Annotated in this window: 21 protein-coding genes; 11 read left to right on the forward strand and 10 right to left on the reverse strand. The window is 68.8% G+C overall.

The window, feature by feature from the left end; translation table 11 throughout:
• Window positions 1–33 precede the first annotated feature (33 nt).
• A complete protein-coding gene (locus KME78_RS39835; RefSeq protein WP_219534674.1) occupies window positions 34–447 on the reverse strand; it encodes a hypothetical protein in 414 nt (137 codons plus the stop codon).
• Between KME78_RS39835 and KME78_RS39840 the strand changes: the two genes are divergently transcribed.
• The 4 genes from KME78_RS39840 (at window position 437) to KME78_RS39855 (ending at window position 3,347) form a co-directional block, all read left to right on the forward strand.
• On the forward strand, window positions 437–859 hold the full coding sequence (locus KME78_RS39840) for a helix-turn-helix domain-containing protein (RefSeq protein ID WP_219534675.1): 423 nt from the start codon (window positions 437–439) through the stop codon (window positions 857–859). The two genes, KME78_RS39835 and KME78_RS39840, sit on opposite strands and share 11 nt — an antisense overlap.
• 222 nt (window positions 860–1,081) lie before the next feature.
• Window positions 1,082–1,381 carry a hypothetical protein gene (locus KME78_RS39845; protein ID WP_219534676.1) on the forward strand — a complete coding sequence of 100 codons (300 nt, stop codon included), beginning with the start codon at window positions 1,082–1,084 and terminating at the stop codon, window positions 1,379–1,381.
• Complete coding sequence (locus KME78_RS39850; RefSeq protein ID WP_219534677.1) at window positions 1,381–2,025, forward strand: nucleotidyl transferase AbiEii/AbiGii toxin family protein; 645 nt, start codon at window positions 1,381–1,383, stop codon at window positions 2,023–2,025. Before KME78_RS39845 ends, KME78_RS39850 begins: the two co-directional genes overlap by 1 nt.
• 356 nt (window positions 2,026–2,381) lie before the next feature.
• Entirely contained in the window at window positions 2,382–3,347 is a 966-nt protein-coding gene (locus KME78_RS39855; protein WP_219534678.1) for an alpha/beta fold hydrolase, read from the forward strand.
• Window positions 3,348–3,674: 327 nt separating this feature from the next.
• On the opposite strand, the gene KME78_RS39860 is transcribed toward KME78_RS39855, so the two are convergent.
• On the reverse strand, window positions 3,675–4,100 hold the full coding sequence (locus tag KME78_RS39860) for a YjdF family protein (protein WP_219534679.1): 426 nt from the start codon (window positions 4,098–4,100) through the stop codon (window positions 3,675–3,677).
• A gap of 169 nt (window positions 4,101–4,269) precedes the next feature.
• On the opposite strand from KME78_RS39860, the gene KME78_RS39865 reads away from it, so the two are divergent.
• Entirely contained in the window at window positions 4,270–5,499 is a 1,230-nt protein-coding gene (locus KME78_RS39865; RefSeq protein ID WP_219534680.1) for a MurT ligase domain-containing protein, read from the forward strand.
• Window positions 5,489–6,202, forward strand: a complete 714-nt coding sequence (locus tag KME78_RS39870) for a type 1 glutamine amidotransferase (RefSeq protein WP_219534681.1) — start codon at window positions 5,489–5,491, stop codon at window positions 6,200–6,202. The genes KME78_RS39865 and KME78_RS39870 overlap by 11 nt, the downstream gene beginning before the upstream one ends.
• A 97-nt stretch (window positions 6,203–6,299) precedes the next feature.
• On the opposite strand, the gene KME78_RS39875 is transcribed toward KME78_RS39870, so the two are convergent.
• The 3 genes from KME78_RS39875 to KME78_RS39885 form a co-directional block, all read right to left on the reverse strand.
• Window positions 6,300–7,559, reverse strand: a complete 1,260-nt coding sequence (locus KME78_RS39875) for an RNA polymerase sigma factor (protein WP_443687878.1) — start codon at window positions 7,557–7,559, stop codon at window positions 6,300–6,302.
• Entirely contained in the window at window positions 7,556–7,969 is a 414-nt protein-coding gene (locus KME78_RS39880) for a YciI family protein (protein ID WP_219534683.1), read from the reverse strand. The genes KME78_RS39875 and KME78_RS39880 overlap by 4 nt, the downstream gene beginning before the upstream one ends.
• Window positions 7,970–8,044: 75 nt before the next feature.
• On the reverse strand, window positions 8,045–8,407 hold the full coding sequence (locus KME78_RS39885) for a DsrE family protein (RefSeq protein ID WP_219534684.1): 363 nt from the start codon (window positions 8,405–8,407) through the stop codon (window positions 8,045–8,047).
• Window positions 8,408–8,474: 67 nt separating this feature from the next.
• Here KME78_RS39885 and KME78_RS39890 point away from each other — a divergent pair, with 67 nt between their 5' ends.
• From KME78_RS39890 to ygfZ, 4 genes are all read left to right on the forward strand, one after another.
• On the forward strand, window positions 8,475–8,975 hold the full coding sequence (locus KME78_RS39890; RefSeq protein ID WP_219534685.1) for a heme-binding beta-barrel domain-containing protein: 501 nt from the start codon (window positions 8,475–8,477) through the stop codon (window positions 8,973–8,975).
• A gap of 5 nt (window positions 8,976–8,980) precedes the next feature.
• Window positions 8,981–9,277, forward strand: coding sequence for a DUF2470 domain-containing protein (locus tag KME78_RS39895; RefSeq protein ID WP_219534686.1), 297 nt, complete (start codon window positions 8,981–8,983; stop codon window positions 9,275–9,277).
• 645 nt (window positions 9,278–9,922) lie between these two features.
• Window positions 9,923–10,336, forward strand: coding sequence for a Fur family transcriptional regulator (locus KME78_RS39900; protein ID WP_219534687.1), 414 nt, complete (start codon window positions 9,923–9,925; stop codon window positions 10,334–10,336).
• Window positions 10,337–10,346: 10 nt separating this feature from the next.
• Complete coding sequence (gene ygfZ, locus KME78_RS39905; protein ID WP_219534688.1) at window positions 10,347–11,285, forward strand: CAF17-like 4Fe-4S cluster assembly/insertion protein YgfZ; 939 nt, start codon at window positions 10,347–10,349, stop codon at window positions 11,283–11,285.
• Between the two features lie 11 nt (window positions 11,286–11,296).
• Here the strand turns inward: ygfZ and KME78_RS39910 are convergent, their stop codons facing one another.
• Genes KME78_RS39910 through dtd form a run of 3 tightly spaced genes read right to left on the reverse strand, consistent with a single transcriptional unit; the run spans window position 11,297 to window position 13,061 of the window.
• Window positions 11,297–12,166, reverse strand: coding sequence for a DNA-3-methyladenine glycosylase family protein (locus KME78_RS39910; RefSeq protein WP_219534689.1), 870 nt, complete (start codon window positions 12,164–12,166; stop codon window positions 11,297–11,299).
• A complete protein-coding gene (locus KME78_RS39915) occupies window positions 12,163–12,600 on the reverse strand; it encodes a MarR family winged helix-turn-helix transcriptional regulator (protein ID WP_219534690.1) in 438 nt (145 codons plus the stop codon). The genes KME78_RS39910 and KME78_RS39915 overlap by 4 nt, the downstream gene beginning before the upstream one ends.
• 35 nt (window positions 12,601–12,635) lie before the next feature.
• Window positions 12,636–13,061: a D-aminoacyl-tRNA deacylase gene (gene dtd, locus KME78_RS39920; RefSeq protein WP_219534691.1), complete on the reverse strand. Its 426-nt coding sequence runs from the start codon at window positions 13,059–13,061 to the stop codon at window positions 12,636–12,638.
• A gap of 62 nt (window positions 13,062–13,123) precedes the next feature.
• Between dtd and KME78_RS39925 the strand changes: the two genes are divergently transcribed.
• Window positions 13,124–14,032, forward strand: a complete 909-nt coding sequence (locus tag KME78_RS39925; RefSeq protein ID WP_219534692.1) for an asparaginase — start codon at window positions 13,124–13,126, stop codon at window positions 14,030–14,032.
• 7 nt (window positions 14,033–14,039) lie between these two features.
• Here KME78_RS39925 and KME78_RS39930 read toward each other — a convergent pair whose 3' ends face one another.
• Window positions 14,040–15,650 (reverse strand): DUF2207 domain-containing protein, encoded by a 1,611-nt coding sequence (locus KME78_RS39930; protein WP_219534693.1) that lies wholly within the window; start codon window positions 15,648–15,650, stop codon window positions 14,040–14,042.
• Window positions 15,651–15,696: 46 nt separating this feature from the next.
• Complete coding sequence (locus tag KME78_RS39935) at window positions 15,697–16,791, reverse strand: FAD-dependent monooxygenase (protein ID WP_219534694.1); 1,095 nt, start codon at window positions 16,789–16,791, stop codon at window positions 15,697–15,699.
• Window positions 16,792–16,896: the final 105 nt, after the last annotated feature.

Consider the following 16,896-nt stretch of genomic DNA (forward strand, 5'->3'; position numbering starts at 1 on the left):
GGGGGCGGTCAAAGCGAGGGGAGTCGGTGAGGGCTAGGGCTGGGGAAGCCGGTCGGAAAGTCCGGTCAGGAAGCGACGGATCACCGCGATGTCGGTCTGCCTGGTGCCGGTGCGCCTGATGCGGACGGTGCAGTGCCGGATCTGGCCGGTCAGGCGGATGTGTCCGCCGGTGGCATGGGCCCCGTGCCGGTCCTTGACTCCGCCACGGCCGATTTGGTGCAGCGCCTCGTCGTCGATGACCGCGTCGCGGGGCACGAGGAGGGTGAGCGAGCTGCGTTCCAGGTCCAGGGCCAGGTCCACGGTCATCTGCCGACCCAGGTGACGGAGGTCCAGCGTCGTGGCGCCGCGACGACCTCGCAGTTCGATTCGTTCGGCGTCGGTCCAGTGGCCGTGCTTGGTGAGGGCGCTGTGGGAGTTGTCGAGACGCTCGACACGCATGGTCTTCATCGCGATCCTCTCGATCGTCATGTATCTTGGCGTTCAAGATGAATTTAGTTTGATGGTCGAGAGGCTTGAGTGTCAAGAGAATGGCGAGGATGAACTTCATCAGGCGGTTGCCGAGGAGATGCACGCGCTGCAAGCAGCCCTCTGGGCGTCTTCTACGACGAGGCAGCCACTGCCGTGCTCGGTGTCAACCCACAGACCCGCGCTGCCCGGAACTGCTCAACCAGCACTGACCCCCGGCCGCCTGGGACCGGCACTCGGCCTGACCGCCGGCAGCGTGATCTCGGTGCCGGACCGGCTACAGTGCCTGGGCTGCCCGGCCCGTTGCCCCGACATCACCGACCGTCGCAAGGCCCCGGTGCAACTTGCCGAGGTCGCCCGCGACGAGACCCGGCAGCAATGGGGGCCTCCTTGAGGCCTCGCGACTGCGAGTAGCCCTCGTCGGGGCCGGTGCATCTTTCGTGTCACTCAGACAAATGTCCGGAGATGTAGGTGGTCCACCACCGGGCCATCTTCAACCGCTAACGGTGGCGCGGTCGTTGCGGTGATCCCGAGTGCGCTGCCGCGTAAACGGATCAGCCTGCATGAACAGACCTGCATGGGTCACACTGGAAGTATGACTGGCAGAGGATACGGAGTGCTCCGACCTTACGTCGTGCCTGCAACGCTGGACGAGCTCACCGGGCCGGTGAAGGGTGTTCTCACTTTGCCCAGGCATATCGACTGGGGGCCGGAGCGCCAGTACGACCTGGACCAGGTCGCCGATGCACGACTGCTGTACATGCGAGTCATCCGGGAGAGCAGCACACCTGACGACCTGCGCCGCTTCCTCAACGCCTCGGTCCTGCGCAAGCTCTGGCCCGAACTGGTCCTGCCCCCACGCGTCCGCGCCCTGTGGCTCGATCGCTTCCCCGAACTCCACCGCCACGCTGCCTGATGGACGACTTCCACCATCGTCTTGCCCGCATCGCCCTGGCTGCGGCTGCCGAGCATGGATTCGCCTTGGCGGGCGGCTACGCCGTTCAGGCTCATGGCGTTCTCCAGCGGCCCAGCGAGGATATTGACCTGTTCACCTCCAGCGTTCGCGACGACTTCTCCGTGGGGGTGGCCAAGATCTGCACCTCCTATGCCGAACATGGCCTGTCGGTCAAAGTCGACGTCGACAGCCCTCAATTCGTCCGGCTCAGCGTCTCCGACCTCACCATCGGTCGGACCAGCAAGGTAGAACTGGCCGCCGATCTGCGTTCCCATTCACCCGTCACCATGGAGATCGGTCCGGTTATCCATCTCGATGACGTCGCGGGCGGCAAGGTCGAAGCCCTCTTCACCCGTGCCGAAGTACGTGACTTCATCGACATCGATGCCCTTCTGGCCGGCGGACGATTCACCTGCGAACAACTGCTTAACCTGGCAGCGTCCCGCGACCTTGGCTTCGACAGAGCCATCTTCGCCCAGATGCTTTCCGCCCTGGATCTCTATCCAGACAGCGAGTTCCTCGCTTACGGCCTGACCGAACCGGAAGTGCACAGACTCCGATCTCGGTTCAACGACTGGCGAGCGGCCTTGATCCGCGGCGACTGATCGTGCGCGTTGCAGCGAAGGTAACTTCATGGAGCTCGCAGTCTGCTGGGGCTCAGCAAGTCGCGATGTCTGGAATGAGGCAAGTGGATGGCGGCCGCATGCGCCGGCCGAGGCCTGACACCAACCGTTGATCCCAACGGTTCCCTTGCGCCTCCCATAGGAACAGTTGGCAGCTAAGTGTTCTTATGAACGAGAGGTTGTCACCCTTAGGTGCCGCCTTCGTCCGTCCGCTGCCGGACGGACTCCTCTTGCTCCTTGAGGGCCGAATCCTAGTCACTATTATACCATAAATTGCCGCTAATTGCACTTAAACTATGGCTACCATTTGATGGGCGGATTTCGCTAAATTAGCGCCTGTGAACGCAAGTGAAGAGAAGTTCGTCGCGTCCGGGAATGTACGGCTGTGGACCGAGCGATTCGGCGATCCGGAGGATCCCGTGGTGCTGCTCATCATGGGCACCTCCACAATGGGAATGGGCTGGCCGGACGAATTGGTGGATGCTCTCCTCGACGGCGGGCGCCAAGTGATCCGCTTCGACCATCGAGATACCGGACGGTCCGACTGCGTGGACTTCGCGACATATCCGTACACGCTGGCGGACATGGCCGCCGACGCGACGGCAGTGCTGGACGGGCACGGTGTCGCCGCCGCGCACATCGCGGGAGCGTCCCTCGGCGGCGCGATCGGGCAATGGCTGGCGGTGCACCGCCCCGAGCGGGTGCTCACCCTGACCGCGATCATGACCGGTCCGATGGGCCACAGCGCGGGGGCCGCTTTCGCGCGGGCCTTCGCCGGGCAGGAGCCCGACCCTGATGACCTGCCGCCGCCCGCGCCACGATTCCTCCAGCACCTCGTCCGCCTGGCCGCCGCGCCACCGGCCACTCGCGATGAGCACATCGCGGCCAGCGTGGAGACCTGGCGTGTGCTGAACGGCGACGTCCTGCCCTTCGACGAGCAGGCAGCACGGCGGCTCGTCGAGGCCGCGTACGACCTGAGCGGCGACCCCCACGCCGCGACCAACCACGATCTGGCCGGGAAGGTGATGACCGAGGACAGGCTCGCGCCGCTCTCCTCGATCACCGCGCCGACGCTGGTCGTCCATGGCACCGAGGATCCCCTCCGCCCACTGCCACACGGCGAGGCGGTCGCCGCGCAGATCCCCGGCGCGCGCCTGGTGACGGTATCCGGGATGGGGCACGGTTTCTTCTCTCCCGAACTGCCCCGCCGAATAGGCGAGATCATCCGTGACCACACCTCTCTTACTGAACGCGAGGAAAGGGCCGCGATAAATTCAGAAGTAGCGGACTGTACAGGTAAGTAATAGAGAATTATCCAACGCCCGCGGGTACTAATCGTGGGAGCCTGCCGAGTCGGTTTCTCACTCATCGCGTGGCCACATAGAAGGCAAGCGGTGGTGTCTCGCGCATGGTCTGGCCGTGGCGGAGCGGGGAGCGCGAGGGCTTGCCCTCGCATGGGGAGGGGCCGAAGGCCCCGGGGGGCACGCCGAGGCCCTGAGGCGCGAAGCGCCTGATCGGGTTGAGCCCTTGCCGTGCGCGTGAGCGCCAAGGGAAGAACGTCGAGCTTCCAAGAGCGCGAAGCGCCGATTGGGGAGCCCTTTGTGACCGAGCACGAGCGCCTTTGTGAACGGTCAGCGGTCTCGGCGGCGTTCGATGCGTTTGCGGCGTGCGACCTCACGTCTGTGCCGGGCCGCCTCCTCCCGGCGAGCCCGCCGATCCCCGCTGGCCTCCTGTTTGCGGCTCTCCAGTTCCAACCGCATGGCCTCCTGCGCCGCCGTACTCCTCGAAGACACCCGAGCCGCGGCCCGCGCGGCCAGCTTGGCGGCTCGCTTGGGATTGACCCGCCCGTCTCCCCGGGCCTCGCTGGCGCGTACGGGGGGTGCGGAAGACGCCTGGGCCAGGAGCGCAAGGCCGTACCGCATCAAATAGTCGTACAGCTCCGGGTCGGTCGGTTCGGCGCCGAGTGTGAAGCGGGTGGCTCGTAGTTCGCCGTTCTCGACGAGCTCCAGCACGCCGACCCAGAACGGCCCGTCGAGATAGACGGACAGCGTCACCATGGTTGCCCTCCAGCGGGTATGCCGAACGACGGCCTGACGAGGCCGCTGCCGGCACACCGGACATCCCTGGAAGGGCGGATACGAGAAGCGTCGCCCGGGCTACCGAACCGGGCCGCGTTTTCGTGTGCGTCACCAGACTAGCGCCCAACGCCGACTAGGATCCTGTGCCATGACCCAGCTTCCACTGCGGGCTCAGCTCGCGAGCGCCCTGGGCCGCAGTGCCGCCACGCTGTCGAGGATGACCGGGCGCGGCGACGGCTCGGTCATCGGCGGTCGGGTCGGCCTGATGCTCGAGCCCGATCTGCTCCGGCAGCTCGCCCGTGACCGCAGGCTGGCCCTGGTCAGCGCCACGAACGGCAAGACCACCACGACCCGGCTGATCACCTCGGCGTTGCTGGAGCTCGGCGAGGTGGCCACCAACGCGTTCGGCGCCAACATGCCCGCGGGTCACGTCTCGGCGCTCTCCACGCACAAGGACGCCCCCTACGGTGTGCTGGAGGTCGACGAGAAATACCTGCCCGAAGTCCTCGACACCACCGGTGCCGGCGTCGTCTGCCTGATGAACCTCAGCCGCGACCAGATGGACCGCGCGGCCGAGATCTGGCTGCTCGCGCAGAAGTGGCGCAGGGCGCTGTCCGGCAAGCCGACGCACGTCATCGCCAACTGCGACGACCCGCTCGTCACCTGGGGCGCCTCGACCGCGGCCAAGGTGACCTGGGTCGCGGGTGGTCAGCGCTGGAAGGAAGACTCCTGGTGCTGCCCCGAGTGCGGTGGGCCGCTCGACCGCAAGGACGCCGACTGGGCGTGCCGGGAGTGCACGTTCCACCGGCCTGAGCCGCAGTGGGTCCTCGACGACGACGCGGTGATCGATCCGCGCGGGCAGCGGTGGCTGCTGGACATCCAGCTGCCCGGCCTGGCCAACCGGTCCAACGCCGCGATGGCGCTGGCGGTGGGCGAGGCGTTCGGGCTGTCGGTCGAGCGGGCGCTGCCCCGGCTGCGCGAGGTCACCTCGGTGGCGGGCCGCTACACCACGGTCGAGCGGGACGGCCGCTTCGCGCGGCTGCTGCTGGCCAAGAACCCGGCGGGCTGGCTGGAGGCGTTCGACGTCTCCGATCCGCAGCAGCCGATCATCCTCTCGGTCAACGCGCAGGGGCCCGACGGGCGGGACACCTCCTGGCTGTGGGACGTCGACTACCGCATCCTGCGCGGCCGCCCGGTGTTCGTCACCGGCGAGCGGCGGCTGGACCTGGCGCTCCGGCTCGACGTGGCCGACGTGCCGTTCGTGCTCTGCGCCACGTTCGCCGAGGCGCTGGCCATGCAGCCGCCGGGCCGGGTCGACGTGATCGCCAACTACACCGCCTTCCAGCAGATCCGATCGGAGTTCGGTCGTGCCGTCTGACAGCGCCCTTCGCATTGTCTGGATCTATCCCGACCTGCTGAGCACGTACGGCGACCAGGGCAACGTGCTCGTCCTGGAGCAGCGGGCTCAGCGCAGGGGCATCGAGACCGAGACCGTCTACGTGCGGTCGGCCGACCCGGTGCCGGAGACCGGCGACATCTACCTCATCGGCGGCGGCGAGGACCGCCCGCAGATCCTCGCGGCGGAGCGGCTGCGCAAGGACGGCGGGCTGCACCGCGCGATCGCGCGGGGCGCGGCGATGCTCGCGGTCTGCGCGGGCTACCAGATCATGGGCAGTACGTTCGGCGGCGAGGAAGGCCAGCCGGTCGACGGCATCGGCCTGCTCGACATCGCCAGCTCCCGCGGCCCCCAGCGGGCGGTCGGCGAGCTGGTGGCCGAGGTGGACGCCGAGCTGGGGCTGCCGACGCTGACCGGCTTCGAGAACCACATGGGAGTCACCCGCCTGGGCCCGGGCGTCAAGGCGCTTTCCCGGACGGTCGTGGGGATCGGCAACGGGGACGGGTTCGAGGGGTGTTACGCGGGGCACGTCGTCGGGACCTACCTGCACGGGCCCGCGCTGGCCCGCAACCCGGCGCTCGCCGACCTGCTGCTGTCGTGGCGCGCGGGCGAGCTGGCCCCGCTCGACGACACCCGCTATGAGCAGCTCCGACAGGAGCGTCTGGCCGCCGTTCGGCCCAACTGATTCAGAGGTACGGCACAGCCAGGCAGGTCCCAGTCGCCGACCATGGCCGGGCGCCTCCAGGGATACGGCCGCTGATCCCGCACAGGGCCGGGCGCCGTTACGAGGCGTCCTCAGCCGCCCGCGTGGTCAGCGCGGCGGCCTTGGCGTGCAGGTAACGCTGCTGCTGGAGGCTGCTCGTTCGCCGAGCGGCCGCTTCATACGCCGCCCGGGCCGCCCGGTGCTCCCCGGACCTCTCCAGCAGGTGCGCCCGGACCGCGTGCAGCCGGTGGTCCTCGGCTATCCGGGCGTCCTTCTCCAGCTCTGCGAGCAGGGCGAGACCCGCTGCCGGGCCGTCGACCATGGCGGCCGCGACGGTGTGGTTGAGCGTGACCACCGGGTTGTCGGAGAGCCGCATCAGGAGCTCGTACAGGGCCTTTATCTGCGGCCAGTCGGTCTCCTCCGTGGTGGGGGCCTCGTCGTGCAGGGCGGCGATCGCCGCCTGGAGCTGGTACGGGCCGGTCGGGCCGCGGGGGAGGGCGTTGGTGATGAGGGCGATGCCTTCGGTGATGTAGGAGGTGTTCCAGCGGGTTCGGTCCTGTTCGGCCATGGGGATCAGGGAGCCGTCCGGGCCCGTACGCGCCGGTCTGCGGGCGTCGGTCAGGAGCATGAGGGACAGCAGGCCCGCCACCTCGGCGTCGTCCGGCAGCAGGCGGTTGACCAGGCGGGTCAGGCGGATCGCCTCGGTGGTCAGCTCGGTGCGCTGCAGGGCCGGGCCGGAGGTGCTGGCGTAGCCCTCGTTGAAGATCAGGTAGAGGACGTGCAGGACCGCGGCGAGCCGTTCCGCGCGGTCCTCGCCGGAGGGCAGGCCGAAGGGGAGGCCGCTGTCCTTGATGCGGTGTTTGGCCCGGGTGATGCGCCGGGTCATGGTCGACTCCGGGACCAGGAACGCCCTGGCGATCTCCGCGGTCGTCAGGCCGCCGACGGCCCGCAGGGTGAGCGCGATCTGCGCCGCGGGCGACAGCGAGGAGTGGCAGCACATGAACAGCAGGATGAGCGTGTCGTCGGAATCCGCCGCCGCCCGGTCCGCCGCGGGCGCCAGCCACTGGTCGGGCAGGGTCCAACGGGAGACGGCGTCCTCGCGCTGCTGGCGGGCCTGCTCGCTGCGCAGCAGGTCGGTCAGCCGGCGCGCGGCGACCGTGATCAGCCAGCCGCGCGGGTTGTCCGGAAGGCCCTGTTCGGGCCACTGCAGGGCGGCCGCGAGCAGCGCCTCCTGCGTCGCGTCCTCGGCCGTGGCGAAGTGCCCGTAACGCCGTACCAGCGCGCCGAGAACCTGCGGCGCCAGCCCGCGCAGCAGGTCCTCGACCTCGCGGCCGATCACAGCTCCTCGAAGCTCCCGGCGATCGGCCGCACGTCCACGTGCCATTCGTGGGTCAGGGTCGCGTTCGCGGGGTGGGGTGTGCCGGCCAACCGCGCGGCGATCTCGGTCGCCCGGTCGAAGCTCGCGCACTCGACGATCGTGTAACCGGCCAGGACCTCCTGCGTCTCGGAGTAGGGGCCGTCGGTCACGACCGGCACCCCGTCCTTCAGCTCGACCCTCCTGGCGTGCACGGGCTCGGTCAGGCCCTGCGCGTCCACGAACTCCCCGGACTCGACCAGGGCGTTGTTCCACGACTCCATGAAGGCGTGCAGCGCCCCGACGTCCTCCCCGGACCAGACCGGGTTGTCGGGCTTACCGGCCAGGTTGTCGTAGTCGCGCTGGGTGCCGAACATCATGATCATGTACTTCATGATCTCTCCTCTCGGTCGGCACCACCGCGGTGCCGCACATCAGAGACGTCGGAACCAACGGACCGCTCCGGACAGCTAGTAGACGAGAGCCTGGGCGCCCTCCGCCACGGCCTCCTCGACGAACGTGGAGGCGCCGGCGATGCGGATGCCGGAGATGAGGTCGTCGGCCGTGATCTCGCGCCGGGCCGCGCACTGGGTGCAGACCGTCACCCGGCCGCCCGCCAGCACGGCGTCCAGCAGGTCCGTGAGCGGAGCGGCGTGGGCCAGGTTGAACTCCTTGGCCCTCCCCGGCAGCCCGAACCATGAGGACTCCCCGGTCAGCCAGAGCGAGACCGGAACACCGCTCGCGAGCGCGGCGGCCGCGACCGTGAACGCCTGGTTGCAGCGCTCAGGGGCGTCGGCCCCGGCGGTCACCTTGATCACCAGTGATCGTGCCATGTTCGTCACCCTAACGCCCCTTCCCATCGGACGTCTTCGAGCGGGTGGGCCAGTAGAGTTTGATGCCATGGAAGATGCTGATGTCCAGGTGCCGGTGCATCCCGATCTGGAGCCGATCGCGTTCCTGATCGGCCGCTGGGAGGGCGCCGGTGTCGGGGGTTATCCGACGATCGAGAGCTTCAACTTCGGTCAGGAGATCGAGTTCGGCCACAACGGCAAGCCGTTCCTCTCGTACGTGAGCCGCACCTGGCTGCTCGACGACGACGGCAACCGGGTCAGACCCCTCGCCACCGAGTCCGGCTACTGGCGGCCGCAGCCCGACCGGCAGATCGAGGTGCTGCTGGCGCATCCGACCGGCATCGTGGAGATCTACATCGGCGAGGTCGTCTTCCACAAGATCGAGCTGCGCACCGACGTGGTGGCGCGCACCGCCTCGGCCAAGGAATACACCGCGGGCACCCGCCTGTACGGGCTGGTCAAGGGCAACCTCATGTGGGCCTACGACATGGCCGCGGTCGGGCACCCGCTCACGTCGCACATGTCGGCGGAGCTCATCAAGGTAGCTTGATCCGTATGAGCACCCCTTTCACCGCCGAGGCGGTCGAGGCGATCAAGCGGCACATGAACGACGACCACTCGGACGACGCGCTGATCATCGTGCGGGGGCTGGGTGGGCGGCCCGACGCGACGGCCGCGACCACCAGCGGGGTCGACGGCGAGGCGATCGAGTTCACGATCGACGGCGGTGAGCGGGTCAGGGTTTCGTGGGGGGAGACGCTGACCGAGCGCCCGCAGGTGCGTATGGCGGTCGTCCGCCTCTATCGCGAAGCCTGCGACCAGCTCGGCATCCCAGCCCGCGGCGCGCACTGACAGAGGGTAAAAAGAAGGGCCCCAGGCGGCGTTCCACTCGTGATTGAGCGGGCCGGATGGACCACGGACGGGACAGAGGATCCCGCCCTCCGACTGCCGGGGGCCCCGGTGGTTGTCTCGAATTCGCCCAACAGACGAGACGTCAGTCCGCGTCGTTAGCGGACAACCACCTCGCTAGTCCAACTATGAATCACCATTGTTTGGACCACCTCCTTTCCGCGTACCCCAGAAGCTATGCGCTCGGGCGCGAAGGGGGCAAGCGATTAATACTCAGCCTTGACGTGCTCCTCGCGCTGAAGAGGCGAGGATTCCCGTGCTGCTCACGCAGCAGCCCATGCTGCGCAAGCAGCACGAACTGTGGAACAGGATGCTTGACGCTTCACCGACCCGCCTACCGGCAAGTCTCCACGTCCTGTCACCGCCCGCCCGGCGGCCTCGATGTACCGATGAATCCAGGAAGCGATCTCACGGCCAGCTTGGTTATCGCTTGCCAGTTCGATCACAGAAACCTTACCGTACGTGACTGCAGCGTTGCAAGCAGTTCCGATCACCGCACGCTCGCGCCCCAGAGGACACTCACGCGTGGGCCTACACCATCCCGCCTGAAGACGGGGCACTGGCCCGCATCTCGGTAGACTCGGAGGCATGACGGAGACGCAGTGGCACGAAGAACTCCGCGCCAAGGGCTACCGGGTGACCCCTCAGCGGCAGCTCGTGCTCGAGGCGGTCAAGGCGCTCGAACACGCCACCCCTGAAGAGATCTCCGTCAAGGTGCGCGAGACGGCGCGCGGCGTCAACATCTCGACCGTCTACCGCACGCTGGAGCTGCTCGAAGAGCTCGGCATGGTCACCCACACCCACCTCAGCCACGGCGCCCCCACCTACCACCTGGCGGCGGAGGCCGACCACCTGCACCTGGTCTGCCGGGGTTGCGGCGCGGTCAGCGAGATCCGCCCGGAGATCGCCGACGGGCTGGTCAAGGGCCTGGACGAGGAGCTCGGCTTCGTCGCCGACGTACGCCACCTGACCGTCTTCGGCCGCTGCCGCGACTGCCGATAATCTGGAAGGCATGCGTAGCCCTCTGCTCGACCTCCCCGGTGCCGTCGCCGCCGATGGCCCTGATTCCGACGTAGCCGCCCACTACGGTGACTTGTTCGCCGAGCAGCGGGCACTGGTCAAGGGCGAGGCGGTGGTCGACCGCAGCAACCGCGAGGTGATCCGCATTTCCGGGGCGGACCGGCTGAAATGGCTCAACGACCTGACCTCGCAGAAACTCGACACGCTGGCTCCCGGCGAGTGGACGCAGACGCTCGACCTCGACCTCCAGGGCCGGGTCCTGCACCACCTGACGCTGGTCGACGACGGCGAGAGCGTGCTGGCGCACGTCGAGCCCGGCACCGCCGACAGCCTGGTCGCCTACCTCGACCGGATGCGGTTCATGCTCCGCGTCGAGGTGTCGCGCGCCGACGACCTGGCGGTGCTCTCGTCCGCGACCGAGGACTTCCTGGTGCCGCGCGCCGAGCTGCCCGATCACCTGGGCAAGCCGCTGGCCGGGCTCTGGGCGTACGAGGCGCTGCGCATCGAGCAGCACCGGCCCCGGCTCGGCTTCGACACCGACCACAAGACGATCCCGCACGAAGTGGGCTGGATCGGCTCCGCCCTTCACCTCAGCAAGGGCTGCTACCGGGGCCAGGAGACGGTCGCCCGGGTCCACAATCTGGGGCATCCGCCGCGGCGGCTGGTGTTCCTGCACCTCGACGGCAGCGTTGACACGCTGCCGGTGCACGGCGCTCCGGTGATCTTCGAGAGCCAGGAGGTGGGGGTCGTCGGCTCCGCCGCCCGCCACCACGAGCTGGGCCCGATCGCGCTGGCCGTGGTCAAGCGGACTGTGCCGGTGGACGCGCCGCTGCTCGCGGGGGGCGTCGCCGCCGCCCAGGAGGTCATCGTCCCGCCCGACGCGGGCCGCAACGTCACCATTGACCCGGCTATGCGGCGGCGCCTCCGATAAAACCGCACGCGTTACGCGCGCAGGTAATGGGCCCAATATCCCTGCCAGGAGCCATATCTTCCGGCCAGACCACGGAGCTCGTCCTCCGAAAGCTGCCTGCCATAGACCCGGGCGGCGGAGCGGACCAGCTCGCGGTCCATCGGGGCTTCGTCCATCCTGCCCAGGCCCCTGATGAGGATGAACGACGCCGACCACGGCCCGATGCCGGGCAGGCCGCGCAGGAAGTCCTTGACCTCGTCGTAGGGGGCGGTTCTGAGGAAGTGCTCGTCCACTTCCGCCCACGCCCTGAGGCAGGCGTGCAGGCGCTCGCCCTTGGTGGAGTTCCTGGCGAAGGCCGTGAGCAGGTCGGCGGGCAGGGCGAGCAACTGGTCCAGGTCGGGGAAGGCGGCGTACTCCGCGCCGTCGAAGCTCAGCCGGTTGCCCACGTGTGACACGAGGGCGTCCTTGGCCTTGGTGGCCACCGCCATGGGCACCCGCTGGCAGAGGATGGCCCAGACCAGGTTCTCCAGGGGAGAGGGGAACTTGACCTGGTGGTAGCCGTACAGGTGGTCCATGACCAGGGCGAAAGGCAGGTCCTGCTTGCCGATCGCGTAGAAGGGCGTGAGGTCGTCGGTGAGGCTGAGGTAGAAGGACAGGCGGTCGGCGGCGGCCGCCACCGCCTGTTCGGTCAGGGGTTGGTCGGCGTGCAGGTCGCAGCGCAGGCCCTGGTCGGCGGCGGTGAGCCGGGCGACCATGGTCTGGCCGCCGGCACGCAGGGCCTTCGTCAGCGACTGCTCGGTCAGCTGTTGCTCGCCTGCCGTCGCGGGGAAGCGCCGCAGGAACCTCAGCGAGGCGGCGAAGTCGAACGGCGCCGTCGCGGGAAGAGTGATCGTCGTCGTCATGACATGCTCGCCAGAGGGCGGAGCATGGCTATGAGGCCGGTGCTGTCGGGGACCGACCGGAAGAACTCCGTGTCGGCCCGCTCCACCTCGGTGACAGCGCGCTGAGCCAGCTCCTGGCCCTGCGGGGTGAGGCGCAGGCGCCTGGCCCGGGTGTCGCCGGGGTCCACCTCGCGTACGACGAGGCCCTTCTCTTCCAGCTTCCGCAGCACCTGCGAGGTCATCTTGACGTCGGTGTCCGCGTGCCTGGCGATGCTGAGCTGGTTGGGGTGCTCGCCCTGCGTGTTCAGCCACCACGTACTGGCCAGCAGCACGAACTGGACGTGCGTGAGGCCGAGCGGTGCCAGGACCGCCGTGACGGCCCGCTGCCAGCGCAGCGTGACCCGCCAGAGCAGGAATCCCGGACTGTCGTCAGCCGCGGTGGGCATAGGCGTCATGCCTATAGACTATACGCAGATCATCTGTGCGCAGACTATATGTCGAGCACCAGCGTGATCGGTCCATCGTTGACCAGGGACACCTGCATGTTCGCGCCGAACCTGCCGGTCTCCACGTGGGCCCCGAGTGCCCTGAGCTCCTCCACCACGGCGTCCACCAGCGGCTCGGCGACCGGTCCAGGGGCTGCGGCCTGCCAGGTGGGCCGTCGGCCCTTGCGGGCGTCGCCGTACAGCGTGAACTGGCTGATCACCAGGAGCGGCGCCGACACGTCGGAGCAGGACTTCTCGCCGTCCAGGACGCGCAGGCCCCAGAGCTTGGCGGCGAGCTTGCGCGCCTCGGCGCGCGTGTCGGTGTGCGTGACGCCGACCAGCACGAGCAGCCCCGGCTCGTCGATCGCTCCGACGCTCTCGCCGTCGACCACCACGGACGCGGTGCTCACCCGCTGCACGACTGCTCGCATGACACCCCATTCTGGCCCAGGACAAAAGCTTCGTAGACTTCGTGCCGAAAAGGGGGTGGCGAATGTCGCTGGTTGTGGAGGTTGTCCGGTCCGGGTTCGTGGAGTCGACCCACCAGGTGCGCATGCTCACCATGGACGCGGCAGGCGAGCCGGTCGAGGCGCACGGCGAGGTGCACGTGCCGGCCTCGCCGCGCTCGGCGATGAAGCCGCTCCAGGCCGTCGGCATGCTCCGCGCGGGGCTCGCGCTCGACGGCGAACTCCTCGCGCTGGCCTGCGCGTCCCATTCCGGCGAGCCCTACCACGTGGACGGCGTACGGAAGATCCTGGCGGGAGCCGGGCTGTCCGAGTCGGCGCTGCTCTGCCCCGAGGACTACCCCAACGACCGGGCGGCGACCGACTACGGCCGCGTCTACATGAACTGCTCGGGCAAGCACGCCGCCATGCTCGCCACCTGCGTGCTGAACGACTGGCCGCTCGCCACATACCTGGAGCCCGCGCATCCGCTGCAGCGGACGATCCGTCGCACGGTGGAGGAGCTGACGGGGGAGCGGGTCGCGGCCTCGGGGGTGGACGGGTGCGGCGCGCCGCTGTTCTTCGTCTCGATGGTGGGGGTGACGCGGGCCTTCCGCGCGCTGCCTCTGGGGGAGGCGGGCTCGTACGAGCGGCGGATCTTCGACGCCATGCGCGCGCATCCGGAGTGGACCTCCGGCACCATCCGGCCGGAGGCCGAGCTGATGCGGGCCCTGCCGGGGCTGATGGTCAAGGTGGGCGCGGAGGGGTTCGACGCGTTCGTGTTCGAGGACGGGCGGGCGGGCGCCGTCAAGGTCGAGGACGGTGCCCAGCGGGCCCGCATGCCCGTCACGGTGGCGGCCCTGCGCTCGCTCGGCCTGGACTCCCCGGAGCTGGACCCGATGGCCCGCCCGCCGCTGATGGGCGGCGGACGCGCCGTGGGCGAACTACGCGTCCGCTGAGGGGCCCCTAAAGGGTGCGGAACTGGCGGCTGGCCGAGATCGCGCCTGAGGTCGTCGTGGTGAACGTACGCATCGACCCGGCGAACTTGGACAGATCCCACTCAGCCGGGCCGTGATACCAGTACAGATTGTCGGACTGGTGGCCGTTGCCGGTGACCGAGGCGACGACCCGGGACCAGTGCTCGACCCCGTCGAAGATCACCGCGTACGGGAGATACCGGGAGAACAGCTCCACCCGGTGCTGCTCGGGCACCTCCCCGAGATCACCGGAGAACAGGTACTCGCGGAAACCCAGCGTGTGCGCCAGCGCGGCCGAGCCCTTGGCGGTCTTGGCGGGCATGTACTGCCCGCCGACGGCCAGGGCGCCGCCCGCGATGACCAGCGCCAGGCCCAGCAGTCCGTACGTGGTGAACCAGGCGAGCGCGACCGTGGCCAGCAGGCCCAGGCCGATGAGGGCCACGCCGATGACGGTCCAGCGCGTACGCTCGGTGTCGGGACGGCGGGCGAACCACCCCTGCGTCACCACGTCGGTGTAGAGGGCGTCGCGGACCTTGCCCAGATGGCTGGCGAACGAGCCGGACAACTGGGACAGCAGCACCATGTCGCGCCCGTCGAAGATGGCGTCGTAGAGCGCCCGCTCGTACGGCAGCAACGTGTTGACCGGCGCGTTCGGCAGCCTGACCAGCGTCCAGTCGGGCGCGTCGTAGGCCTGCCGCGGCTGCTCGTCGATCCGCAGGTAGCCGCGGACCGCGAGGTCCACGATCGTCGCGGTGACGTCGACCACGTCGGCCTGTTCGTCCACCAGCGTGCCGATCTGGCCGGGCCGTACCCCGTCGGGCGGGGAGAAGTGCCCGTTCTGCACGGGTGCGACCGTGTTCCGCTCGTTTCCGGCGGCTACCCGGGAGTCGCGTCCGCGCGTCCAGTAGAGCAGGCCGACGCCGCCGAGCAGGAGCACCAGCAGGGCGGCGAGCGCGCCGCCGGTGACGGCGTTCAGTGTGAAGGCGCCGGCCAGCGAGAAGCGACGTTCCAGGATCGGCGCGCCGCTGGTGGAGCCCTTGGTGTAGCCGACGACCACGGTCAGCGCCTGGCCGGGGCCCACGTTCTGCTGCTCGAAGGCGGCCTCGGTGGCGCCGTGGTCCATGGAGGCGGACGTGCAGCCGATGGCCGAGGTCAGCTCGCCGGCGAAGCACGACAGGTTCTGCACCTGGCCGGGGCCGCTCACCTTGACCGTCGCCTTGGTGACCGGCGTGCTCCAGCCGTTCACCGCGAACCAGCGCAGCTCCTCGATCGCGCCCGCGGGCGTCACGGCCCCCTTGACGTCGTACTCGACGGTGCCGGGCGCCTTCATGGTCAGCACGTCGCCGGCGAGCGTGCCGCCCTTGACGTTCGAGATCTGGTACAGCCGGTCGTTGTCGTCGTCGAACCGCGTCCTGGTGAGGAACGTCCGCTTGAGCTCCCCCGAGCCGCCGCTGATCTTCTCCACCACGTGCAGTGTGCCGTTCTTGGCGAGGCTCATGGTCACCTCGTCGGTGATCCCGGCCGCCGCCGTGGCGGGGACGGCGGTCAGCGATAGAGCGACGGCCCCCAGTATGGCCAGCGTGCGCCTGATACCCGTCATGGCGGCACATCGTAGCGGTTCATACACCTTGCGCGGGCAAGCGGGATCAATCCAGCGTGATGCCGTTGGCGGCCCGCTCGACGCTCTCCGGAGCTGCAGCCTGGCCCGGGTTCTCCAGGGCGAGCGCCTGGTTGAGCTCGACGAACGGCCGCATCCGTGCCTCGTAGCGCTCGAACGCCTCGTTCGTGTCCCTGGCCAGCTCCTGGGCCAGCACGTACGCGCCGACCATGGCCAGGCTGGTGCCCTGACCGGACAGCGGCGAGGCGCAGTAGCCCGCGTCGCCGATCAGCGTGACCCGGCCCTGGGACCAGCGGTCCATCCGGACCTGCGCCATGGAGTCGAAGTAGAAGTCGTCGGCTTCCCACATCGCCTTCAGCAGCCGGGGCGTCTCCCAGCGCAGCTCCGCGCAGTGCTCCTCGATGAGCCGCTTCTGCTGCTCGACGTCGCGGTAGTCGTAGGCGATGGGTTCCGAGCCGAAGCCGATGTTGACTCGGATGGAAGCGTTGCCGGGGGCGGTGTAGAGACCGAACCCGGCGTCGCCCTCCCGGTGCCACACCTGCCAGCGGTCCAGCTCGAGGAAGTTGTCGGCGCTGTAGATCGCCACGTACATGCCGAGGTGGTTGATGAACCGCGACTCCTCGCCGAACACCAGCCCGCGCACGTTGGAGTGCAGCCCGTCGGCGCCGACCACGTAGTCGAAGCGCCGCCTTAGGCCGCTCTCGAACGTCACCAGGACTCCCTGGTCGTCCTGGTCCAGCGCCGCGATCGAGTCGCCGTAGAGGTATTCCGTGCCTTCGGCCGAGGCGGCGATGACGAGCGCGGTCAGGTCGTCGCGCATGAGCTCGATGTCGGGGCTGTCCAGCCGGCCGCCGCTGACCGTCTCCTCGGTGGTGCGCATCAGCTCGTTGCCGTCACCGTCGACCATCGACATGCCGCGCATGTCGGTTTTCAGGGCTCTCGCCTGCTCCAGGATGCCCATGCGCGCGGCCACCTCCAGCGCGGCTCCCCGGATGTCGATCGCCTGGCCGCCCCGGCGGGGCTCGGGGGCGCGTTCGACGATGGTCACGTCGAAACCGTGCTCGCGCAGCCAGTAGGCCAGGACGGGGCCGCCGATGCTGGCGCCGGAAATGAGGACGTTCATGGCGGGGTCTCCCTTGTCGGTTGTTGACGCTGTACGAGGTGAATGTACGGCGTACAGACATGGTTTGCAACAGGGATTCTGCTAATCTCTGTACTAGTACAGGGT

The organism is Nonomuraea guangzhouensis, assembly GCF_019396345.1.
Classification (GTDB): Bacteria; Actinomycetota; Actinomycetes; order Streptosporangiales; family Streptosporangiaceae; genus Nonomuraea; species Nonomuraea guangzhouensis.

Bases quoted from the DNA above. Each gene is read 5' to 3' on its own strand.
- KME78_RS39840 (WP_219534675.1), top strand. From the start codon at position 437: ATGGTCTTCATCGCGATCCTCTCGATCGTCATGTATCTTGGCGTTCAA.
- KME78_RS39835 (WP_219534674.1), bottom strand. From the start codon at position 447: ATGAAGACCATGCGTGTCGAGCGTCTCGACAACTCCCACAGCGCCCTC.
- KME78_RS39850 (WP_219534677.1), top strand. From the start codon at position 1,381: ATGGACGACTTCCACCATCGTCTTGCCCGCATCGCCCTGGCTGCGGCT.
- KME78_RS39860 (WP_219534679.1), bottom strand. From the start codon at position 4,100: ATGGTGACGCTGTCCGTCTATCTCGACGGGCCGTTCTGGGTCGGCGTG.
- KME78_RS39865 (WP_219534680.1), top strand. From the start codon at position 4,270: ATGACCCAGCTTCCACTGCGGGCTCAGCTCGCGAGCGCCCTGGGCCGC.
- KME78_RS39880 (WP_219534683.1), bottom strand. From the start codon at position 7,969: ATGAAGTACATGATCATGATGTTCGGCACCCAGCGCGACTACGACAAC.
- KME78_RS39885 (WP_219534684.1), bottom strand. From the start codon at position 8,407: ATGGCACGATCACTGGTGATCAAGGTGACCGCCGGGGCCGACGCCCCT.
- KME78_RS39890 (WP_219534685.1), top strand. From the start codon at position 8,475: ATGGAAGATGCTGATGTCCAGGTGCCGGTGCATCCCGATCTGGAGCCG.
- KME78_RS39895 (WP_219534686.1), top strand. From the start codon at position 8,981: ATGAGCACCCCTTTCACCGCCGAGGCGGTCGAGGCGATCAAGCGGCAC.
- KME78_RS39900 (WP_219534687.1), top strand. From the start codon at position 9,923: ATGACGGAGACGCAGTGGCACGAAGAACTCCGCGCCAAGGGCTACCGG.
- ygfZ (WP_219534688.1), top strand. From the start codon at position 10,347: ATGCGTAGCCCTCTGCTCGACCTCCCCGGTGCCGTCGCCGCCGATGGC.
- KME78_RS39910 (WP_219534689.1), bottom strand. From the start codon at position 12,166: ATGACGACGACGATCACTCTTCCCGCGACGGCGCCGTTCGACTTCGCC.
- KME78_RS39915 (WP_219534690.1), bottom strand. From the start codon at position 12,600: ATGACGCCTATGCCCACCGCGGCTGACGACAGTCCGGGATTCCTGCTC.
- dtd (WP_219534691.1), bottom strand. From the start codon at position 13,061: ATGCGAGCAGTCGTGCAGCGGGTGAGCACCGCGTCCGTGGTGGTCGAC.
- KME78_RS39925 (WP_219534692.1), top strand. From the start codon at position 13,124: ATGTCGCTGGTTGTGGAGGTTGTCCGGTCCGGGTTCGTGGAGTCGACC.
- KME78_RS39930 (WP_219534693.1), bottom strand. From the start codon at position 15,650: ATGACGGGTATCAGGCGCACGCTGGCCATACTGGGGGCCGTCGCTCTA.
- KME78_RS39935 (WP_219534694.1), bottom strand. From the start codon at position 16,791: ATGAACGTCCTCATTTCCGGCGCCAGCATCGGCGGCCCCGTCCTGGCC.